The 19,547-nt window shown below is 38.3% G+C and carries 16 protein-coding genes; 4 read left to right on the forward strand and 12 right to left on the reverse strand.

Annotation, left to right across the window (positions count from 1 at the left end; translation table 11 throughout):
• Window positions 1-176 precede the first annotated feature (176 nt).
• The gene (locus tag EGS71_RS03270) at window positions 177-1,220 is read left to right on the forward strand and encodes an acetoacetate decarboxylase (protein WP_000482356.1); all 1,044 of its coding nucleotides are present in this window, start codon (window positions 177-179) and stop codon (window positions 1,218-1,220) included.
• Between the two features lie 469 nt (window positions 1,221-1,689).
• On the opposite strand, the gene EGS71_RS03280 is transcribed toward EGS71_RS03270, so the two are convergent.
• Together EGS71_RS03280 and EGS71_RS03285 are read right to left on the reverse strand one after the other, a co-directional pair.
• Complete coding sequence (locus tag EGS71_RS03280; RefSeq protein WP_000997200.1) at window positions 1,690-3,210, reverse strand: catalase; 1,521 nt, start codon at window positions 3,208-3,210, stop codon at window positions 1,690-1,692.
• 76 nt (window positions 3,211-3,286) lie between these two features.
• Window positions 3,287-4,117 (reverse strand): alpha/beta fold hydrolase, encoded by an 831-nt coding sequence (locus EGS71_RS03285; protein WP_000542599.1) that lies wholly within the window; start codon window positions 4,115-4,117, stop codon window positions 3,287-3,289.
• A gap of 421 nt (window positions 4,118-4,538) precedes the next feature.
• On the opposite strand from EGS71_RS03285, the gene EGS71_RS03290 reads away from it, so the two are divergent.
• The 3 genes from EGS71_RS03290 (at window position 4,539) to EGS71_RS03300 (ending at window position 7,997) form a co-directional block, all read left to right on the forward strand.
• A complete protein-coding gene (locus EGS71_RS03290; protein ID WP_001095375.1) occupies window positions 4,539-5,432 on the forward strand; it encodes an acetoacetate decarboxylase family protein in 894 nt (297 codons plus the stop codon).
• 49 nt (window positions 5,433-5,481) lie between these two features.
• Complete coding sequence (locus EGS71_RS03295) at window positions 5,482-6,927, forward strand: coniferyl aldehyde dehydrogenase (RefSeq protein WP_001094387.1); 1,446 nt, start codon at window positions 5,482-5,484, stop codon at window positions 6,925-6,927.
• 83 nt (window positions 6,928-7,010) lie between these two features.
• Window positions 7,011-7,997, forward strand: coding sequence for an NAD(P)H-quinone oxidoreductase (locus EGS71_RS03300; protein ID WP_000649782.1), 987 nt, complete (start codon window positions 7,011-7,013; stop codon window positions 7,995-7,997).
• Between the two features lie 147 nt (window positions 7,998-8,144).
• On the opposite strand, the gene actP is transcribed toward EGS71_RS03300, so the two are convergent.
• The 10 genes from actP to EGS71_RS03355 all read right to left on the reverse strand — a co-directional run bounded on the left by actP (window position 8,145) and on the right by EGS71_RS03355 (window position 19,543).
• A complete protein-coding gene (actP, locus tag EGS71_RS03305; RefSeq protein ID WP_001045990.1) occupies window positions 8,145-9,797 on the reverse strand; it encodes a cation/acetate symporter ActP in 1,653 nt (550 codons plus the stop codon).
• Window positions 9,790-10,101, reverse strand: coding sequence for a DUF485 domain-containing protein (locus tag EGS71_RS03310; RefSeq protein WP_001025143.1), 312 nt, complete (start codon window positions 10,099-10,101; stop codon window positions 9,790-9,792). The genes actP and EGS71_RS03310 overlap by 8 nt, the downstream gene beginning before the upstream one ends.
• A 27-nt stretch (window positions 10,102-10,128) precedes the next feature.
• A complete protein-coding gene (locus tag EGS71_RS03315; protein WP_000181291.1) occupies window positions 10,129-11,760 on the reverse strand; it encodes a long-chain-fatty-acid--CoA ligase in 1,632 nt (543 codons plus the stop codon).
• Between the two features lie 144 nt (window positions 11,761-11,904).
• Window positions 11,905-13,788, reverse strand: a complete 1,884-nt coding sequence (locus EGS71_RS03325) for a sigma 54-interacting transcriptional regulator (protein ID WP_000934675.1) — start codon at window positions 13,786-13,788, stop codon at window positions 11,905-11,907.
• A 23-nt stretch (window positions 13,789-13,811) separates the two neighbouring features.
• Window positions 13,812-14,579 (reverse strand): SDR family NAD(P)-dependent oxidoreductase, encoded by a 768-nt coding sequence (locus tag EGS71_RS03330; RefSeq protein ID WP_001019898.1) that lies wholly within the window; start codon window positions 14,577-14,579, stop codon window positions 13,812-13,814.
• Between the two features lie 18 nt (window positions 14,580-14,597).
• Entirely contained in the window at window positions 14,598-15,758 is a 1,161-nt protein-coding gene (locus tag EGS71_RS03335; RefSeq protein WP_000631824.1) for an acyl-CoA dehydrogenase family protein, read from the reverse strand.
• Complete coding sequence (locus tag EGS71_RS03340; protein WP_000362237.1) at window positions 15,755-16,483, reverse strand: histidine phosphatase family protein; 729 nt, start codon at window positions 16,481-16,483, stop codon at window positions 15,755-15,757. The genes EGS71_RS03335 and EGS71_RS03340 overlap by 4 nt, the downstream gene beginning before the upstream one ends.
• Window positions 16,476-16,820: a hypothetical protein gene (locus EGS71_RS03345; protein ID WP_000003220.1), complete on the reverse strand. Its 345-nt coding sequence runs from the start codon at window positions 16,818-16,820 to the stop codon at window positions 16,476-16,478. The genes EGS71_RS03340 and EGS71_RS03345 overlap by 8 nt, the downstream gene beginning before the upstream one ends.
• Window positions 16,817-17,806, reverse strand: coding sequence for a phosphotransferase family protein (locus EGS71_RS03350; protein ID WP_000993270.1), 990 nt, complete (start codon window positions 17,804-17,806; stop codon window positions 16,817-16,819). Before EGS71_RS03350 ends, EGS71_RS03345 begins: the two co-directional genes overlap by 4 nt.
• Before the next feature lie 162 nt (window positions 17,807-17,968).
• The gene (locus tag EGS71_RS03355) at window positions 17,969-19,543 is read right to left on the reverse strand and encodes an aldehyde dehydrogenase (NADP(+)) (protein ID WP_000234444.1); all 1,575 of its coding nucleotides are present in this window, start codon (window positions 19,541-19,543) and stop codon (window positions 17,969-17,971) included.
• Window positions 19,544-19,547: the final 4 nt, after the last annotated feature.

Consider the following 19,547-nt stretch of genomic DNA (forward strand, 5'->3'; position numbering starts at 1 on the left):
GAGAACCAGAATTTTATATTCTGGTTCTCTTTTTTAATGCATAAAAAATCATATATTTTATTTTTTAATATTCTAATTTTATTTTTAATAAAATTTAAAATAATTATAAAAACGCTTGACCTTAAACCTTACTTTAATCTTAGCATTAATACATGGTCTATAGGAGGAACATATCAATGTTCAACAAGCTTAATCTCCCTCGAACAGTTACTGCTTTATCCGTAAGTTTATTATTGAGTTTTTCAGCTCAAGCGGTTGAGACTAACTCAAGTTCTGTACAACAACCATCAAACTCAAGCACTTCACAGGAAACAACTGTTGTAGAGTTTGGGCCTTATAAAGTTAATGTTCCAAAAGGCGGCTATTACGATCGTTTTCGTATGAACCCGAATCTAGACGAAGTTGCAAAAGATCCTGCAGCTGGAAATATTGATTATTTCCGTACCATCCCAAAAAAACTTGTAGATACTAGAGTGGGTAAAGTATGGTCTCCGAATTTTTATTACCGTACTAGCAATATCCAACTCTTGATGCTTGCTCCGATTTCTAAAGTAAAAGCAAAACTCCCTGCTCCACTTGAACCATTACAACCTATCCCAGGCTATGGTTTGGTTTCATTAACATTCTTCTCTTATGCAGTCGGTGATGTCGACCCATATGATGAAGTTTCGGTTGCTGTGGTTGTACGCCAACCTGGTGCTCATCATTTCAATACCACAGAATTATTGAGCTCAATGCGTAACCATAAATATTATGGTCATGTACTCGCATTACCAGTAAATACAGAAATTGCTCGTGTTCGCGGTGTGTATGGTTACCAATTACCAAAATGGTTAACACCTATTGATATGAAAATTGGCGATAAATCAGTTCAAGCTCATATTTATAATACTGATGGTAAACCTGATTTAAGTGTAGCTGCGCCATTGCCAGAAATTAAAACTGTGAAACCACAATCTCGTATTGAAACAAAAACCATGTATCAATTGGTAGATGGGAAATGGCACAGCACTTCTGTAGAGTCTAATACTTTGGCATTTGGACAAAAGCTTTTTCCAAAGAACGTTCAAGTTGTAAAAAGTGGTGGACCGCTGAGTAAATTACTTGATGAACTAGGAGCTAATAAAGTTCTACGTTTTGATGTAGTGAAAGATGCACAATTGGCATTAAATATGCCTGTTCCATATCCATCACTTGATAAATCGACAGCTAAAAAATAATTTTAAAGAGCCCTTTCTACTTATTATAAGAAGAAAGGGCTACGATTATTTTTGTTATATACAATAATATTTTTTATATTTTAATTTATTTATAAAAATTCTAGTTACTTTAAATATATTATCTGGAAACAATAAAGTTCTATTCTCTTTTAAATAATATTAGTTAAACCGAATCTTTGAAGATGAATTTTGAGTTAATATACCAAAATCTAAATCTAATAAAGGTATGGCTGTTTCAGGTAAAGCTAAAGCCTCTTTATAAGCAGTCTTTGCTTGAGGCGTTAAATATAAATGAATCTGATTTGGTAAAACCCACAGGAATGGTCAGCCCTGCTTATACATTACTTGTGAAGAATAATGATGGAATACCGAGACTGAGTGTAGATATTAATTTTTTCATTCGATGCTATAAAATAGTTAAGTACATAAAGCTATTATTGACATAGCCTTATGTACTGTTTTTAAAGATTTAAATAAAACTTGGTAAACCACGTGCAGGGTCAGTTTCTCTAGCTGCTTGAGCATTTTCAACTGTCAAACCAAGCGCCTTAGCCACACCTTCGCCATAAGCTGGATGACATGCGTAACAGTTACGAATGTGGCGATATTTAATGAAATCAAGAGCATCACCCATTGCGCGTGCAGTATTATCAAATAAAGCCTGTTGTTGCTCTGGAGTCATAAGTTCAAACAAAGCACGAGGTTGACTGAAATAATCGTTGTCATCTTCACGATAGTTCCAGAAATCAGCATCCCCATTGATTTTTAACGGTGGTTCTTTGTACTGAGGCTGCTCTTGCCATTGCCCAAAACTATTTGGTTCGTAATGTGGAAGACCACCATAATTGGCATCGATGCGTCCTTGACCGTCACGGTGATTACTATGAACTGGGCAACGTGCCGCATTTACAGGTATTTGCTGATAATTCACACCTAAACGATAACGCTGAGCATCTGCATAGTTAAATAAACGGGCTTGCAACATGCGGTCTGGTGAGGCGCTAATGCCAGGAACCAGATTACTTGGTGCAAAAGCAGATTGCTCAACATCTAAGAAGAAATTTTCAGGGTTTCGATTCAGCTCGAACTCACCCACTTCGATTAATGGATAATCTCCATGAGGCCAGACTTTTGTTAAATCAAATGGATGATATGGAACCTTTTCAGCATCTTGCTCAGGCATTACCTGTACATACAAAGTCCACTTAGGGAAATCTTTTCGTTCAATCGCATCGAATAAATCACGTTGATGACTTTCACGATCATGCCCCACTAATTCACCAGCTTCGGCATCTGTTAAATTTTTAATTCCCTGTTGGGTCCGGAAATGAAATTTCACCCAGAAACGTTCATTCGCACTATTGATGAAACTATAGGTATGGCTACTAAAACCGTGCATATGACGGTAGGAAGCAGGAATACCTCGATCAGACATGACAATAGTGACCTGATGTAAAGCTTCAGGTAATAAAGTCCAGAAATCCCAGTTATTCGTTGCGCTACGCAAGTTAGTTTTAGGATCGCGTTTTACTGCTTTATTTAAATCTGGAAATTTACGTGGATCACGTAAGAAGAACACTGGTGTATTGTTCCCCACCATGTCCCAGTTACCTTCTTCTGTATAAAATTTTAAAGCAAAGCCGCGAATATCACGTTCAGCATCTGCTGCTCCACGTTCACCAGCTACAGTGGTAAATCGGGCAAACATTTCTGTTTTTTTACCAATTTCACTAAAGATTTTAGCGCGGGTATATTGAGTAATATCATGAGTCACCGTGAAAGTGCCGAATGCACCTGAACCTTTTGCATGCATACGACGTTCTGGAATTACTTCACGAACAAAGTTAGCTAATTTCTCGTTTAGCCATAAATCTTGAGCAAGTAGAGGCCCTCTTGCACCTGCCGTCATACTATTCTGGTTATCTACAACTGGAGCCCCAAAATCAGTAGTAAGTTGGGAAAAAGGACATTTTTTAGTATCGTCATTCATTAATATGCACCCGAAAAAAATAATCAATCGAATCAATAAAAAGGGCAGTCAATTTTGGCTGCCCTCTTTTTTAAACTTAACTTCTAATAAATGCTAAAAGATCTTTGTTAATTGTTTCTGCTTCTGTAGTTGGCATTCCGTGAGGAAATCCTGGATAACTAATTAAAGTACCGTTTTTAACGAGTTCCGCAGATTTTTTACCTGAAATTTCAAAAGGTACAACCTGATCATCTTCACCATGCAAGATGAGAACTGGAACTTCAATCTTTTTGAGGTCTTCAGTAAAATCTGTTTGAGAGAAAGCAACAATTCCATCGTAATGAGCTTTTGCTCCGCCCATCATGCCCTGACGCCACCAATTTAACACCACAGGTTCTGATACTTTTGCTCCTGGTCGGTTATATCCATAAAATGGACCTGCAGGTACGTCATGATAAAATTGTGAACGATTTTTAAAAAGTTGATTTTGAAGGTCATCAAAAACTTCTTTTGGTAAACCATCCGGATTACTTTCAGTTTTCACCATTAATGGTGGAACGGCACTAATTAAAACAGCTTTAGCAACAGGGTCATTAGGATAACGAGCAACATAATGTGCTACTTCACCACCACCTGTTGAATGCCCTACATGTACCGCACCTTGTACACCTAAATGCTCAACCACAGCAGCAACATCATCTGCATAATGGTCCATATCATGACCATCCCAAACTTGAGTGGAACGACCATGACCACGGCGGTCATGAGCAACTACACGAAAACCTTCTTTAAGAAAAAAAAGCATTTGCGCATCCCAGTCATCTGAACTGAGCGGCCAACCATGGTGGAAGAAAATTACAGGAGCATCGCGAGGGCCCCAATCTTTATAAAAAATATCTACGCCGTCTTTTGTTGTGACATATCCCATTTTTGTTTCTCCTGTGTAAAAGTTACACTATCGATTTACTGTATATGCTCTAATTAATTCGTAATAAGTACATATAAAATTTTCAATCCTACCCTCATGGATAGTCATAACATAGTAAGGTTAAAGTTCACTTTAAGGTCAATAGATTTTAGAGAAAACAGCGTTTAAAAAATGTAAAAAAATAATTTCTACAGTCCTAAAAACTAAGGGTTTTCTTTAGATCATCTAAAAGCTAATCAACTCTACCTATTCTTATTAAAAGTTATTCTAAATTCGTTACAAGCAGTTTTAATTCTTAGAGAAATAGCATATTGACATTCAAGTGAACTTTAAACTTATAGTAATCCTACAGACAGAAAGTTGATATCTGCTTTTAAAGATTATCAGCTACTCAGTCGATCAATTTAAAGGTTAACCAATTATGAATACAAATAAAGCGTTCACTGAAGTTGAATTTGGTCAACAGAAAGTTAAAGTTCCAAAAGGTGGTTATTATGACCGCTTTAGAATGAATCCTGATTTAGATGAAGTTGCAAAAGATCCTGCAGCTGGAAATATTGATTTTTTCCGTAGCATTCCTAAAAAGTTAGTTGAATCAAGAGTTGGACCTGTCTGGGCTCCCAACTTTTATTATCGTAGCGGCAATGTGCAAGTTTTGATGCTTGCACCCGTTAAGCTGTTAAAGAAAAAATTACCTTCGCCTCTAGTACCCTTGGAAGCTTTTCCAGGTTATGGACTAGTTGCACTCACCTTTTTCACTTATACAGTTTGTGATAATGATCCATACAATGAAGCGTCTGTCGCTATTGTCGTGCGTAAACCTAAAGCTCATGGTCCGCATGCTTTAGAGCTGATTAACTCGATTCGTAAACGTCACTTTTATGCGCATGTATTAGCTTTACCTGTCGACACTGAAATAGCACGTGTACGTGGCGTATATGGTTATCAACTTCCAAAATGGCTAGCCGAAATTGATGTAAAGATTGATAAGAAAAAAGTTGAAGCAACACTTTCAACTTACAACAAATTAGATATCAGCCTAACAACCGCAACTCCGTCATTAAAAAGAGTTAAGTCTGAATCCCGCATGGGTAAAGCCACGATGTTGCATTTAGTCGATAACGAGTGGCATCAAACTCTAGTGCAAACCAATGTTCTCTCGTTTGGTGAAAAACTTTTCCCGCGCAAGGTAAAAGTGACACGCCATGGCGGCCATGTGAGCCAGCTTCTAGACCAGTTGGGCGCATCTACTATTCTTCGTCTCGATGTTATTGAAGATGCTCAGGTCGTATTAAATCTACCGACTAAACTTTAATCATCAGTCAGTTAGCTTAGGATCGTTAAGCTATGTTTTGAGGTTTAAGATGAATACTCTCAATGAAGTAAGCAGCACTTTAAATGCATCAGAGATACTCTCTCGACAACGCAAAGCATTTTTGAAAGCTGAACCACCAACACTTCAACAGCGTAAAGCAAGTCTTGCAAAACTTCGTGCTGCAGTCATTGAATATCGTAGTGAATTACAAGTTGCTGCAAGCGAAGACTTTGGACACCGTTCATATCATGAAACAGATGTCATGGAACTTGTTGGTATTGTTCAGTCCATCGATTATTTAACGCGTAATTTACGTCGTTTCATGAAACCGGAAAAGCGTCATGTCAGCTTATTCTATCGCTCGGCTAGTGCTCACATAGAATATCAGCCTAAAGGGGTTATTGGGGTCATGGCTCCTTGGAACTACCCTATTTCTCTTACGCTTATTCCTCTTGCTACAGCGATTGCTGCCGGTAACCGAGCAATGCTTAAACCCTCAGAACTCACCCCTCGAATAAGTGAAGTGATTTCACGCATGCTTGCGGCGAACTTTTCTATAGAAGAAGTTGCGGTTATTTTAGGTGGGCCTGAAGTTGGTGCTGAATTTAGTGCACTGCCTTTCGACCATCTATTGTTTACAGGAAGTACACCTGTGGGCCGTAAAGTCATGAAAGCAGCAAGTGATAACCTCGTTCCGCTCACTCTTGAATTAGGTGGTAAAAGTCCAGCGATTGTAGGTCGAGGCCACGTAAACTCGAGAACCATGACTAGTATTGCCTATGGAAAATTATCCAATGGTGGGCAAACATGTGTTGCTCCAGATTATGCTCTTGTTCATGAAGATGATTTAGAAGCATTTATTGAAGAATACAACGCGACAGTCTCTCGATTCTATCCAAACGGGCCAGATTGTGATGATTACACTTCAATTGTCAATGAACGTCACTATGCTCGTTTACAAGGCTTACTTGATAGTGCAAAACAAAATGGCGCACGAATCATTGAACTAGGAGTCAAACCTGAATCGGCAAAGAATCGCGCTCGTACTCTTGTTCCAACACTTGTTGTAGGAGCAAAAGATGATGATGCAATTATGAAAGAAGAAATCTTTGGCCCAATTCTACCCGTGCGTACCTACCGTGATATTGATGAGGTTATTAACTACATCAATGAAAGAGACCGTCCACTCGCCTTATATTATTTTGGTGAAAAAGATGCAGATTGCAAAAAACTACTACGACGTACGACTTCAGGTAACGTTGGTATTAACAATACCTTAATTCATGTGGCGCAAGACGATCTACCGTTTGGTGGTATCGGTCCAAGTGGTATGGGTGCTTATCACGGAATTGAAGGTTTCCGTTCTATGAGCCATGCAAAAGGTATCTTTGATCAGGGCCGCTGGAATTTCCCAAGTTTCTTACATGCTCCTTTTGGAAAATTCATGGAGTTAGCGCTTGCCATTACCTTGGGTAAGAAAAAAGCTAGATCTTAATTATTTTTCATCCTAAGCAGGATTGCGCACTCAGTCTCAATTCCGCTTATTTAATTAACAATATCTAATAAGGAAACAACTTTATGAAATGTATCACTTTTAACGGTGCTGGCGGCCCTGAAGTTATTACGGTTAGTGAAAGACCTATGCCTGAGTTAACAGATGATGGGATATTAATTGAAGTTGTTGCAGCAGGTATTAACGGTCCAGATGTAATGCAACGAAAAGGTTTGTATGCACCACCGCCTGGTGTAACTGACATTCCTGGCCTTGAAGTTTCCGGAATTGTTAAACAAGTAGGCAAGCAAGTTACTAAGTTTAAAGCTGGAGATGAAGTCTGTGCATTAGTTCCGGGCGGTGGCTATGCTGAATATGTAGTTGCCCATCAAGATAATGTACTCTTCATTCCTGAGGGTCTGACATTAATTGAAGGTGGAATTTTACTAGAAACTTTTATGACAGTTTGGTCACATCTTTTTCAACATGCAAAATTCCGTCCAAACAGTTCAATTTTAATACATGGCGGTACTTCAGGAATTGGTACTACCGCAACGATGTTAACTCGAGCTTTTGGAGCAACCCAAATTTTTACAACAGTTTCGAGCAAAGAACATCAAGAAGCGAGTTTAAAAATTGGTGCTGATGTAGCCATAAATTATAATGAAGATGACTTTGTTGAAGTTGTAAAAAAACATACTGATGGTAAAGGTGTAGATTTTGTTTTGGACATTATTGCTGGAGATTACATCCAGCGAAATTATGAAGTCGCTGCAATGAACGGCACAATATTGCAAATAGGTGTGCTTAAAGGGTTAGCGGATAAAGTCAATATTTTTCCGATGCTTGCTAAACGCCTAACTCATACAGGCGCTACCCTACGCTCTCAATCTGCAGAAGCGAAAGCAGAAGTGATGGCAGCATTGCAAGAAAAGGTATGGCCTTTAATTTCAAAAGGACAGATAAAACCCTTGTTATATAAAACATTTGATCTTGAAGAAGCTCGCCAAGCTCATGAATTTCTTGATCAAGGACAACATGTTGGTAAGTTAGCCTTAATCGTCAAAAAATAAAAACTGAAAGTAAAAAAGACCAGTTAATACTGGTCTTTTTTACTTAATAAGTCCAAATTATTATTAACTTATATAGGGAGTCATCTCTCTTTCCTTTACTCTCATAATCCACTCCAGCTATCTTACTTTTGGGATTATTTAATAGACTTAATGCAAAGGCATTTTTTCAAACGACCCTTGTTGAGCCCCAAGCTCTGAACGCACCACTTGTAATTCAAAACCCTGTTTATCTAACTTGGCTCTTTCACTTTTATCAGTCAAAGACACAACAATACTCACTAAAAAAGCGAGGGGCATTGAAAATAATGCTGGATTATCAAATGGGAATATTGCTTTTTCATGCCCTAAAACACCTACCCAGACCGTAGGTGATAAAACTACAAAGGTAATTGCGGAAATGATTCCTACAAACCCACCAAATATGGCGCCACGGGTAGTTAAATCTTTCCAGTACATAGAAAGAATAAGTACAGGAAAGTTAGCGGAAGCAGCAATACCAAATGTAAGTCCCATTAAAAAAGCGATGTTCATTTTTTCAAATAAGATTCCACATGCTATGGCAATCACACCTAGAACCACTACAGAAAGTCGAGATACAACCATTTCCTGCTTTTCAGTTGCCTTGCCTTTCTTAATGACTTTTTGAAATAAATCATGGGAAATCGCAGAAGCTCCAGCAAGTGCCAAGCCAGCCACCACAGCTAAAATCGTTGCAAATGCTACAGCAGATAAAAAGCCGAGTAATAGATTTCCACCAAGGGCTTTTGCTAAATGCATAGCAACCATGTTACTGCCGCCAATTAAATCTCCACCGAGTTGCCCATCTACAAAATATTGAGGATTAGTGCCTACTATGGCGATGGAAGCTAAACCTAAAATACAAACTACAATGAAGAAGTAACCAATATAACCAGAAGCATAAAAGACTGAACGGCGTGCTTCAGCAGCATTTGGAACCGTAAAAAAGCGCATCAGAATATGTGGTAAACCTGCCAAACCGAAGATCAACCCAATAGACATAGAGAGTGTATTAATCGGGTTGGATAGCATTGGACCTGGTTCTAACACCTTTTGTCCTAATTTATGTGCATTTACGGCAGCCTCAGCCATATTATTTAAACTAAAACCAAACGCTTTAAATGCCAGAAAGACTAAAACGGTTCCGCCAAAGAGCAAAAGAATAGCTTTAACTATTTGTATCCATGTGGTTGCAAGCATTCCTCCGAAAATGACATACACCAGCATTAGACAACCGACCAACATAACGGCAATTTTATAATCTAGACCAAACAATAATTTAATGAGCTGACCAGCACCCACCATTTGCAAAATTAAATAGCAACACACAACAATAAGTGAACCACACGTTGCCAAAATACGGGTGCGCTGTGGATCTAATCGATACGAAACAATATCTGCAAAAGTATATTTGCCAAGGTTTCTTAGTCTTTCAGCCATTAAGAAAGTTAAAATGGGCCAGCAAACAAAAAAGCCTGTCACATAGATAAAACCATCATAGCCTTTGAAGAAAACCATACTAGAAATACCGAGTAAGGTTGAGGCAGACATATAGTCTCCCGCAATCGCCAAACCATTTTGCTTAGCTGAAATAGCATTACCCGCTGTATAAAAATCTTCTTTCGATACTGTTTTCTTTGCAGCTTTAAAAGTAATAAGTAGTGAAATACCAACTACACATGCAAACATAATAATTGCGGTCCAATTCCTTGGCTCGCTTTGTGAAGCCCAAGCACCGGAGCTAAATAAGGTCAAAATAGTAAAAGCAAAATATTTATTCATAACGATATTCCTTTCTTAATTTTTCTTTTTGTTTGTCAAAGTATTGATTCGTAATAAATATATAAAATCCCGTTATAATCCAGCTCAATACAATAACAATTGCAGCAATTGGTAAACCAATGGTGACTTTGCTTGCTTCTAATGGAATTGCAAGTAATTCGGGATGAAATGTGGCTGTTCCTATAAAAATAAAGTAAATGCTGAGTACAATTAAGCTTAAGATAACGGCGAATCGATTTCTCTGCTTTACCATCTTTTTAAATTTCGCATCTAAAACGATATTTGCTTCCTGAGGGATGTTCATATAAAAAATCCTTTTTTATGTTGATCATTATTTACATTCAGCAAAAGCACTATTGGTGAAATAGTCGTGATAACGTTCTCTCAATATTTTTTTACTGATTTTTCCAGTGGGCGTATGCGGTATTTCTTCAACCAATATGGTTGCTGACGGAATGGCCCATTTATGTAATTTGGATGATAGAAAAACGACAATTTCTGAATGTTCAATTTTTTCTTGTGGAGACTTTGGCACCAATATTAAAAGTGGGCGTTCTCCCCATTTCGGATGATTGGCGGCAATAACAGCGGCTTCGGCAACCTTTTCATATCCCATCGCTGCATTTTCAACTTCAACACTACTGACCCACTCTCCTCCTGACTTGATCATATCTTTGGCACGGTCTGTAATATGCATATATCCATATTCATCTATGCACGCGATATCTCCTGTATCAAACCATTTGTCTTCTTCTACTGCTTTGGTTTGATTGATATATTGTTTGGCAATTGTATGGCCGCGTACTTCTAAAATACCTTCATGCATCCCATCGTGAGGAAGCAATTGATGGTTCTCATCGCGCAATCTCATTTGAACGCCGAAGATAGGTTTGCCGCATTTAATTGATTGGGTTTCGACATTATTTTTGATTTGATTTACTCGATTACAGACTGCCATTGAACTGGTTTCAGTCATTCCCCAAGCATTTTCAACAGAAATTCCATAATGGCTCAAAGACTCAATAAGCGAATATGGCGCAGCTGAACCACCAGATATTGCCCTTTTTAAACTGACTGACGAAATATGGTGGTCTTCAAGATAATTTTTAAAAGAATTCCAGATGGTCGGAACAGCCATAGAAATATCGACGTGTTCTGATTGGATCAGATTAAAAATTTTCTCGGTTTGACCTGCAAATGAATGAGGCCAAACAATTTTCGCCCCCGATAAAACCGCATTAAATGGCATTCCCCAAGCACTAATATGATAAAGCGGAACCAAAGGCATAATGCAGCTATCATGCGTTAAGCCAATCGCATTTGGCATAGCGAGTATTAATGCATGCAATACGGTACTACGATGTGAGTAAAGAACACCTTTAGGGTCACCTGTTGTCCCCGATGTATAGCAAAGGCCACTTGCACGTTCTTCAGGGATATCTGGCCAATCATAATAAGACTGCTCTAGAGCAATGAGTTCTTCATAAAAGGCAAAATCAAATTGTGCTTTTAGGTTTTTATTCGGATCACCAAGCACAATAAAATGTTTTATGACTGGCTTGATATTGTCATAAATAGAATCAACTAATGCCAAACAATCTGGTTCAATAATGAGTACTTCATCTTCAGCAGAATTGATAATTTGAATGAGCTGTTCAGGCGCCAATTTAGGGTTAATTGTATGGTAAATTCTTCCCGTACATGGAATAGCATAATGTAATTCAAAATGCTGATATGAGTTCCATGCCATCGTCCCGACTTTAGCATCAGAACTTATATTTAATCGGTCTAGCGCATTGGCAAACTGAGCTACACGTTCGAAAGCATCTTTATATGTATATCGGTGTTTAGTTATCCCATCTGCTTTCAAAGTCACAATTTCTTGATCTGCGTAAACTGTCAAAGCATGCTGCATTATTGAAGTAATGTTTAAATTACAATGCATCATTAATCCATTCGTCATTCTTATTTCCTCACACAATTTAGCAACTGATTCAGATGCTTATATGAGTCAATGCAACTATGATGCCAAATTATTTTTATATTATTTTCAATTACTTAATCACTTTTATCATTTTTCTTTTTTGAAAAAATTTCAATTTTGAAATTAGTTATTTATGAGTTTCATTCTACGCCATAAGGTGGTTCGACTAATCCCGAGTTTTTGTGCAGCAAGATCTAAATCACCATCTACTTCTGCAAGTGTTTGCTCAATTAAACTCAACTCTTGATTAACTTTTACTTCTTTTAATAAAGGTTGCGCCGTATAGTGGTTTTGAGATTGAAATAGCTCGGGTAATTGTTGCTTTAAAAACTCTGGAGTTAAAATTTCATGATCAAGCTGTAATAGCACATTGATTCTTTCAACAATATTTTCAAGTTCGCGGATATTGCCCGGCCAAGAATAATGTAAAAAAGCCTTCTGTAAAATATTTGGCAAATCATCCAATGATTTTCTATATTTCTCTAGAAAGGAATTTGCTAAATACAAGATATCTTCTTTTCGTTCTTTTAAAGACGGCGTATACACTCTTAAAATATTTAAACGATAGTAGAGATCTGCCCGAAAGGTTCCATTTCGTACTAACTCTTCTAAGTTCGCATGAGTTGCAGCAATCACACGTATGTCTAAATGATGACTTACCACTGAGCCTAAGCGGTTAATTTGTCTTTCTTGTAAAACTCGTAAAAATCTAGTTTGTAGATGTAATGGCATATCTCCAATTTCATCTAAAAAAAGCGTCCCGGTATGTGCCGCTTCAATGAGACCAATACGCCCATTTTTCTTAGCTCCAGTAAAAGCACCTTCCTCATAACCAAATAATTCGCTTTCTAATAAGCTTTCGGGAAAAGATGCGCAGTTGATTGCAACAAACGGCGCTTTATAACGACTGCTATGATTATGAATACTTTGTGCTAAAACTTCTTTACCTGTACCACTTTCACCAGTAATGAGAATGGTACTATCGGTTTTTGCATATGCTTTGGATAACTTAATGATTTGTTGAAAATTTGGATTTTGCGTCAAGATCTGGTCAAAGGTATATCTTGTATTAAAATTCTTTGATGAAACCTTTCTAAACTGACTATTAGACTGCTCTAATGCATTTAGTTCCTGCACTCTTAAGATATAGCCATCTATGTAGTCATTTTTTAATTTGGAAATATATACAGCAAGTTTTAAATTTTTAAATTGGACGAGTTGATGACTATTTTCTTGATCGATATCAAAGTTTAAACCTTCAAAAATTTCGAGTGCTGATTTGTTTAAAACGTCTGAAGAGTCTTTTTCAAGTAACGAACTCATTGAATTATTAATTAAAGAAATCTTTTTTTGCTTTGTAATAAAACAAATGCCTTCATTTAAGTGATTAAAGATCTCGGTTAAACGTAAGGTTGAATACTGTTCTCTACGAATCTTTTCAAGGGTACGTAAGGCATTTTGCAGAAGGTCTTTTAAAGACGGCACACTAATCGCCAAATGTCCGACTAGGTTTTCATTCAGAGCTAACTCTACTGCAACAGGCGAACCAATAATGGCATCAAAGCCTTGATTTTTAATTAAATGAATTGTTTTTTTAGCATCTAAATATGAGTCATAGTTAAACTGTTGTATATCTAAAGCAAAAATATCAGAGTAGTTCTCAAGATCGACTGTGGACGTATTACCCACCAAAGCAATTCGCTTATATTGTTTTAAGTTTGATATGGCTTGAATGACATCAAAAGTACCAGTTCGAATAACCTGTATATCAATGTTTAATTTCTTTTGTAGAAAACTCGCAGTTGCACCAGTACATAGAAGAATCTGACAGCCATTTTCTACCAAGCTTTGAGCAACGTCTTGCACATCTGAAATATGGCATTCCACCAAATCAATTTCGTTCGACTCTACTTCACTAATCGCCTGCTCAACCAAAGAACGAAAACCATTAATATTAGGTTTTTTAATATAGGTGACCAAAATATTAATTGGTTTTCGATTAAGCATTTTTTACTCCATTAAAAAACGTTTTATATAGGCGCAGCGCTATGACCGCCATCGACTTTAATTTCGATACCTGTTATGCCTTGACCCGCTTGCGAAGCAAGTAACAGTAAAGGCCCATTTAAGTCATCAAACTCTACAAACTTCCTTGTAGGAATTTTCTTTAAAAGCTGTTGGCCTGCCTCACTCGTTAAATATTCTTCATTAATTTCAGTAATCATATAGCCTGGCGCGATGGCATTTACATTTATACCAAATCTAGCCAACTCTACTGCCATAACTTCTGTTAAATGACGTAAGCCAGCCTTCGATGCACAGTATGGGCTAACACCAAGGTTGGTAGACTGAGACAGAATTGATGTAATGTTGATAATAGACCCTTTACGTTCAGCTTTAATCATATGCTGCACAACTTCTTGTGCACATTGCCAAGGGGCTTTAAGGTTAGTATCTACAATCTTATCCCAATCTTCATCGTTATAGTCTAAGAAACGCTTGGTATCACTCACCCCGGCATTATTAATTAGCACATCTACTGTGACTCCTTCTGCTTCTAAAGAACTAAGCATATCTTTCACAGCGGAACGATCATTTACATCTAACGCAAAGGTATAAACTTTCACTCCAAATTCATTTTTTATATGCGATTCTAATTCTTTCAATCGCTCTAACCGTCTGGCACAAATAACGATATTCGCACCTTCTTTTGCAAATAATTCAGCTATGTGATGCCCCAAACCACTTGAAGCACCCGTAATTAAAATATATTTATCTTTTACATCAAAAATATTCATTCTCTTATCCCTGTTTTATTATGCCTGTTTCCCTAATAGTTTTTTGGCTATGCTCATGCGGTGAACTTCATTTGCGCCATCATAAATTCTAAAACCTCGCGCATCTTTAAAAATCTTGCAGACCACTGATTCATCCGTCATGGCCTGTCCACCTAAAATCTGAACTGATCGGTCCACCACACGCCAGATACCCTCAGAGCTGATCACTTTAACTAGGCTCGACTCGTAATTTCCTTTCTCACCCAAATCTAAAACCTGCGCACAATAGTGAACAGCTAATCGAGTCGTTAAAATATCCATTTCATTGTCGGCAAGCATAAAACCAACGCCTTGGTGGTCTCCTAATCTCTTACCAAAAGATTGGCGTTCTCGTGCATATTGAGTAGCGATATCATGTGCTCTCCTTGCTTGTCCCAGCCATCTCATACAATGTGTTAAACGTGCTGGTGCAAGGCGAACTTGAGCATATTTAAAACCTTTACCAATTTCACCCAAAACGTTTTCTTTAGGTATACGTAAATTCTCAAAGCGTAAAATACCGTGCCCGCCTGAGAAGCATGAGTCCATAGCATTCATATTTTTTTCTAATATAAAGCCTTCAACGTTTGTATCTGTTAGAAACATTGAAGCGGAGCCATCTTCCATTTTTGCCATAATAATCGCAACGCTCGCTCCATCGGCCCCTGTAATTAACCATTTACGGCCATTAATAATATAGTCATCGCCATCTGCAATTGCCGTTGTTTGAAGCATGGATGGATCCGAGCCAGCACCTGGTGCAGGTTCTGTCATGGCAAAGCAAGATCTAATTTCTCCAGCTACCAGTTTTTTTAACCATTTTTGTTTTTGTGCATCATTTGCCACAACATCTAAAAGATGAATATTCCCTTCATCTGGCGCATGAATATTTAACGCGATTGGGCCTAAAGCAGAGTATCCTGCTTCTTCGAAAGCTACAGCCTTTTGCAGATGCGACCAACCAAGTCCTCCCATTTCTCGACTTGCATGAGGAGTTAGCAGCCCCCAACTACGCGCCCGACTCACTAATTCTTGGCGTAAAGCTTCACTAGGGCCATGGCTATCTTGGCGAGGATCACTTTCTAATGGAATCACCTCTTGCTGAATAAATTCTCTAACTTTCTGTTGTAGTTCTAATAATTCATTAGATAGTGTGATCATGAGCTGAGCTCCTTTAATTTAAAGCCTTGAGTCGCGATATAAGTTTCATACACATCATCCATAGCGCTATTAAATAGCTCATTTTTAATCAGATTGTACGGCGTGAAATTTTGAAGCTTGATTCGTTTGCTTATTACCTTTTGATTTTCAATCGTTAGATCAAGAATATTTAAGCAGCCATAATCTTGTTCCTGCGAATAAACATCTTTGAAGTCATGTCCATAAACCCAATTAATGAGTATTCGATTTACAATATCGTGTGAAGAAATTAGGATATTCTGGTCTTTGTTTGCCGTTAATATCATGCCTTCAAACCAAGTCAGTACACGACTAATAAAGTGAGTCCAACTTTCGCCTTGTACAAATAATTCAAGGTTATTTTTATGGAACTGATAGGCCTTTTTGATTTCCAGCTCAGCGCGATCCAACGAAATTTCTCTTAAACGTCCTGCTCTTATTTCCCGAATATCATCGAATGACTGAATGTCCTTATGCTCGTTTTGATAGCGCTTCAAAATTTCGGCTGTCTGAATCGAACGAGGCATAGTAGACGAGTAAATTTTTTCAAAACTAACATCTCGTAATTGATGGGCCAGCTGTTGTATTTGCTCTATGCCTTGTTCGGATAACTGAGCAAATTTCGGATTAATCGGATTATTAGCTGCATCAAAGTATGAAACATGCCCATGTCGAACCAAATAAATTCGTAGCCGATATTTATCCATGATTGGCCACCTTCGGTTCAGTAATTTTTAATTCTTCCAAATTCAGGGCTTTTAATGTCTCAAAAGTTTGATCCGATTGTTTACCTTCACGGATATCGCTAATAAACAATTGAGTTGCCTCATCAATATCTTTAATTGGAAAAGAAAAATAATCTTGTAAAATGCCTGAACGATGCAATGTACAGGTATCTTTTTGCAAAATATAAGCCTGCAAAATTTCTAAGCTTCTCATGAGCATTAACAAGTTATATTTCTGACTGCCCGATTGCGGTAAAAGCTCATTTTTAATGACGGCTTGGCTAGCTTTGATCAGATCAATTATCTTTTGCTCGCTCATTCTTTTTCTCCCAATATTTCCAAGATATTTTTTTCAAGGCGGGGAACTAAAAATTCCGTTAGGGCTAATTCGAGTGATGGAGTATCCATCTCGTTGTTTCGGTCAGACTGCTGCATCGCAATAATTGCCCATCGAACATGAGACAGTACATGCCAAAATTTCATTTCAAATTCAGGGATATAAATATCGGAAATCTCAGCGTAAGCTTTCGCAAAGTCCTTATATGAACCTATTCCCCCAGCTATATTTTCATCTTGACCAAAACGCCAACATTTAGAGGTAAACCATCCTAGATCTTCTCTTCGATCACCCCATTGCGTAAATTCCCAATCTAAGATTCCTGAAATTTGGTCATCATTAATCATGATGTTACCGATGCGGTAGTCGCCATGAACTAACACCAAATCATCGACTTTTGGAAGATTGTTGAACATCCACTGAATAGCGTACTCTAAGATTGGACGATGTCTTTGTAAGTGATCTAGTTGCACCAGAAAATCTGTAAGCTTGTTTTCTAGATATTGATCTTTATCCGGTTTAGGAAGTAGTTTCTCTAACACGTCATCAGATTGAATGGCATGAATTAAGGCAAGTTGTTTACCAATGTCTTGAGTAATCTTTTTACGTTTTTCTTCTTCTGCAATTCGAACTAATTTATGGCCTTCTGTGACACCTTCAATTTTTTTCATAATGAAGAAATCACTATTTAAAAAGTTAGGCGACTTCTTAAAATAAAGTGGTTCTGGCACCTTAATACCAAAATGATATAACCGATCTAAAAGTAAAAATTCTTGCTCACGATCTGAGCTGGCCTCTACACTAGATTCGGCATTTTTTCGTAACACTAATTCGAAATCTGGAGATTGAACTAGCCAATTTTCTTGGATAGCTCCACCACTCATTTTTCTTAACTGAATTTCATGAGGTATTAGCCCTAAACTCTCCTGCAATATCCCACTTAATTGCAGTATATGATTAGCATTCATTATTCACTCCTTGTAACTATTTTAATTGGAGCAAATTGCATGCCACTATTTTCAATATTAAAATCAATCACTTAAAAACAAAATATTATTTCAAATATGAAAATTATTTCACATTTGAAATTGACTATTAAAAAGAGACCAACTTGTGGTCTCTTTTTATTCTTAGATCGCTTCTTTAGTCATTTCACCATTCACCAGTCTTAAAATCTGCAACGGGTTGCTGTCTTTTAAGGCTTCCGGCAATAAACTCTGTGGATAGTTCTGGTAACACACAGGGCGCAAGTAACGGTCAATGGCTAAGGTTCCGACTGAAGTGCCTCGTGCATCTGAAGTGGCTGGGTATGGCCCGCCGTGTACCATCGCATCACAGACCTCAACACCTGTTGGGTAGCCATTTATAAGTAATCGCCCAGCTTTTTCTTCTAATACAGGAACCACATCTGCAAACTCGGTTAAGTCAGCTTCATCGGCAATTAAAGTCGCAGTCAGTTGTCCATTCATGCTTTGTAAGGCCTGAATGAGTTGGGCTTTATCTTTAACTTCAATGATGACCGTGGTTGGCCCAAAGATTTCTTCCTGTAAAAGCTGATCACCTGCCAGTAAAAGCTCAACATCAGCTTTAAACAGCTGTGGCTGCGCCTGATTGCCTTGTTGAGTTTGACCTGCCAAATGCTTAATGCCTTGATGCTGGGTTAAGTGCTCAAGACCAGCGGTATAGCTTTTTAAGGTGCCAGCATTGAGCATAGTCTGTGCAGGCTTAGCCCCCATAATTTCGGTCAGGTTGCTAATGAGCTGGCTAAATTCAGCTGATTTAATACCTAAAATCAAACCCGGATTGGTACAGAACTGACCACAGCCTAAAACCACTGAATCAGCCAAGTCCTGTGCAATTTTTTCTCCACGGTTTTTTAAGGCTTCTGGCAACATCAACATCGGGTTAATACTGCTCATTTCAGCAAACACAGGAATCGTTTGTGGTCGGGCTGCCGCCATGTCACATAAAGCTCGTCCGCCACGCAATGAACCTGTAAAACCCACAGCCTGAATTAAAGGATGCTTCACTAAAGGTTCACCCACGCCATTACCGTAGATCATATTAAACACACCTTTTGGCATATTTGATTTTTCTACGGCACGTTCGATTGCCTGCGCTACAAAGTCTGCTGTGGCCATATGTCCACTATGAGCTTTCACCACTACAGAGCAACCTGCTGCCAGTGCCGAAGCAGTGTCACCACCCGCAGTTGAGAATGCTAAAGGAAAGTTACTTGCCCCAAAGACTGCAACAGGGCCAACACCGATTTTAATCTGGCGCAGGTCTGGGCGAGGTAAAGGCTGGCGCTCAGGCAAAGCGGTATCAATACGGGCACCTAAAAAATCACCACGGCGCAGCACTTTGGCAAACAAACGCATTTGCCCACTGGTCCGGGCACGTTCACCTTGTAAGCGTGCAAGTGGCAAAGCGGTTTCTTGTGAGACAATTTCAAGAAAATCTGTACCCAAAGCATCGAGCTCATCGGCAATGTTTTCTAAAAAAACAGCACGCTGTTCAGGTGTGGTATGGCGGTAAGTCTTAAACGCTTGACTGGCTGCTTCACAAGCCTGATTCACTTCTTGCTCGGTGGCATGGTGAAACTCATAAGGCAGAGCTTCACCAGTCGTAGCATGAATACTTTTTATTAAAGTGGAACTTTGTGCGCTGCGTGAACCGCCAATAAAGTTGTGTCCAATGACCATTTTT

Source organism: Acinetobacter sp. FDAARGOS_559, assembly GCF_003940475.1.
Taxonomy (GTDB): domain Bacteria; phylum Pseudomonadota; class Gammaproteobacteria; order Pseudomonadales; family Moraxellaceae; genus Acinetobacter; species Acinetobacter baumannii.

Excerpts from the sequence above, each read along its gene's own strand:
- EGS71_RS03355 (WP_000234444.1), bottom strand. The coding sequence starts at position 19,543 with ATGGTCATTGGACACAACTTTATTGGCGGTTCACGCAGCGCACAAAGT.
- EGS71_RS03330 (WP_001019898.1), bottom strand. The coding sequence starts at position 14,579 with ATGAATATTTTTGATGTAAAAGATAAATATATTTTAATTACGGGTGCT.
- EGS71_RS03315 (WP_000181291.1), bottom strand. The coding sequence starts at position 11,760 with ATGACGAATGGATTAATGATGCATTGTAATTTAAACATTACTTCAATA.
- EGS71_RS03295 (WP_001094387.1), top strand. The coding sequence starts at position 5,482 with ATGAATACTCTCAATGAAGTAAGCAGCACTTTAAATGCATCAGAGATA.
- EGS71_RS03340 (WP_000362237.1), bottom strand. The coding sequence starts at position 16,483 with ATGGATAAATATCGGCTACGAATTTATTTGGTTCGACATGGGCATGTT.
- EGS71_RS03350 (WP_000993270.1), bottom strand. The coding sequence starts at position 17,806 with ATGAATGCTAATCATATACTGCAATTAAGTGGGATATTGCAGGAGAGT.
- EGS71_RS03270 (WP_000482356.1), top strand. The coding sequence starts at position 177 with ATGTTCAACAAGCTTAATCTCCCTCGAACAGTTACTGCTTTATCCGTA.
- EGS71_RS03285 (WP_000542599.1), bottom strand. The coding sequence starts at position 4,117 with ATGGGATATGTCACAACAAAAGACGGCGTAGATATTTTTTATAAAGAT.
- EGS71_RS03290 (WP_001095375.1), top strand. The coding sequence starts at position 4,539 with ATGAATACAAATAAAGCGTTCACTGAAGTTGAATTTGGTCAACAGAAA.
- EGS71_RS03310 (WP_001025143.1), bottom strand. The coding sequence starts at position 10,101 with ATGAACATCCCTCAGGAAGCAAATATCGTTTTAGATGCGAAATTTAAA.
- EGS71_RS03300 (WP_000649782.1), top strand. The coding sequence starts at position 7,011 with ATGAAATGTATCACTTTTAACGGTGCTGGCGGCCCTGAAGTTATTACG.
- EGS71_RS03345 (WP_000003220.1), bottom strand. The coding sequence starts at position 16,820 with ATGAGCGAGCAAAAGATAATTGATCTGATCAAAGCTAGCCAAGCCGTC.
- actP (WP_001045990.1), bottom strand. The coding sequence starts at position 9,797 with ATGAATAAATATTTTGCTTTTACTATTTTGACCTTATTTAGCTCCGGT.
- EGS71_RS03335 (WP_000631824.1), bottom strand. The coding sequence starts at position 15,758 with ATGATCACACTATCTAATGAATTATTAGAACTACAACAGAAAGTTAGA.
- EGS71_RS03325 (WP_000934675.1), bottom strand. The coding sequence starts at position 13,788 with ATGCTTAATCGAAAACCAATTAATATTTTGGTCACCTATATTAAAAAA.
- EGS71_RS03280 (WP_000997200.1), bottom strand. The coding sequence starts at position 3,210 with ATGAATGACGATACTAAAAAATGTCCTTTTTCCCAACTTACTACTGAT.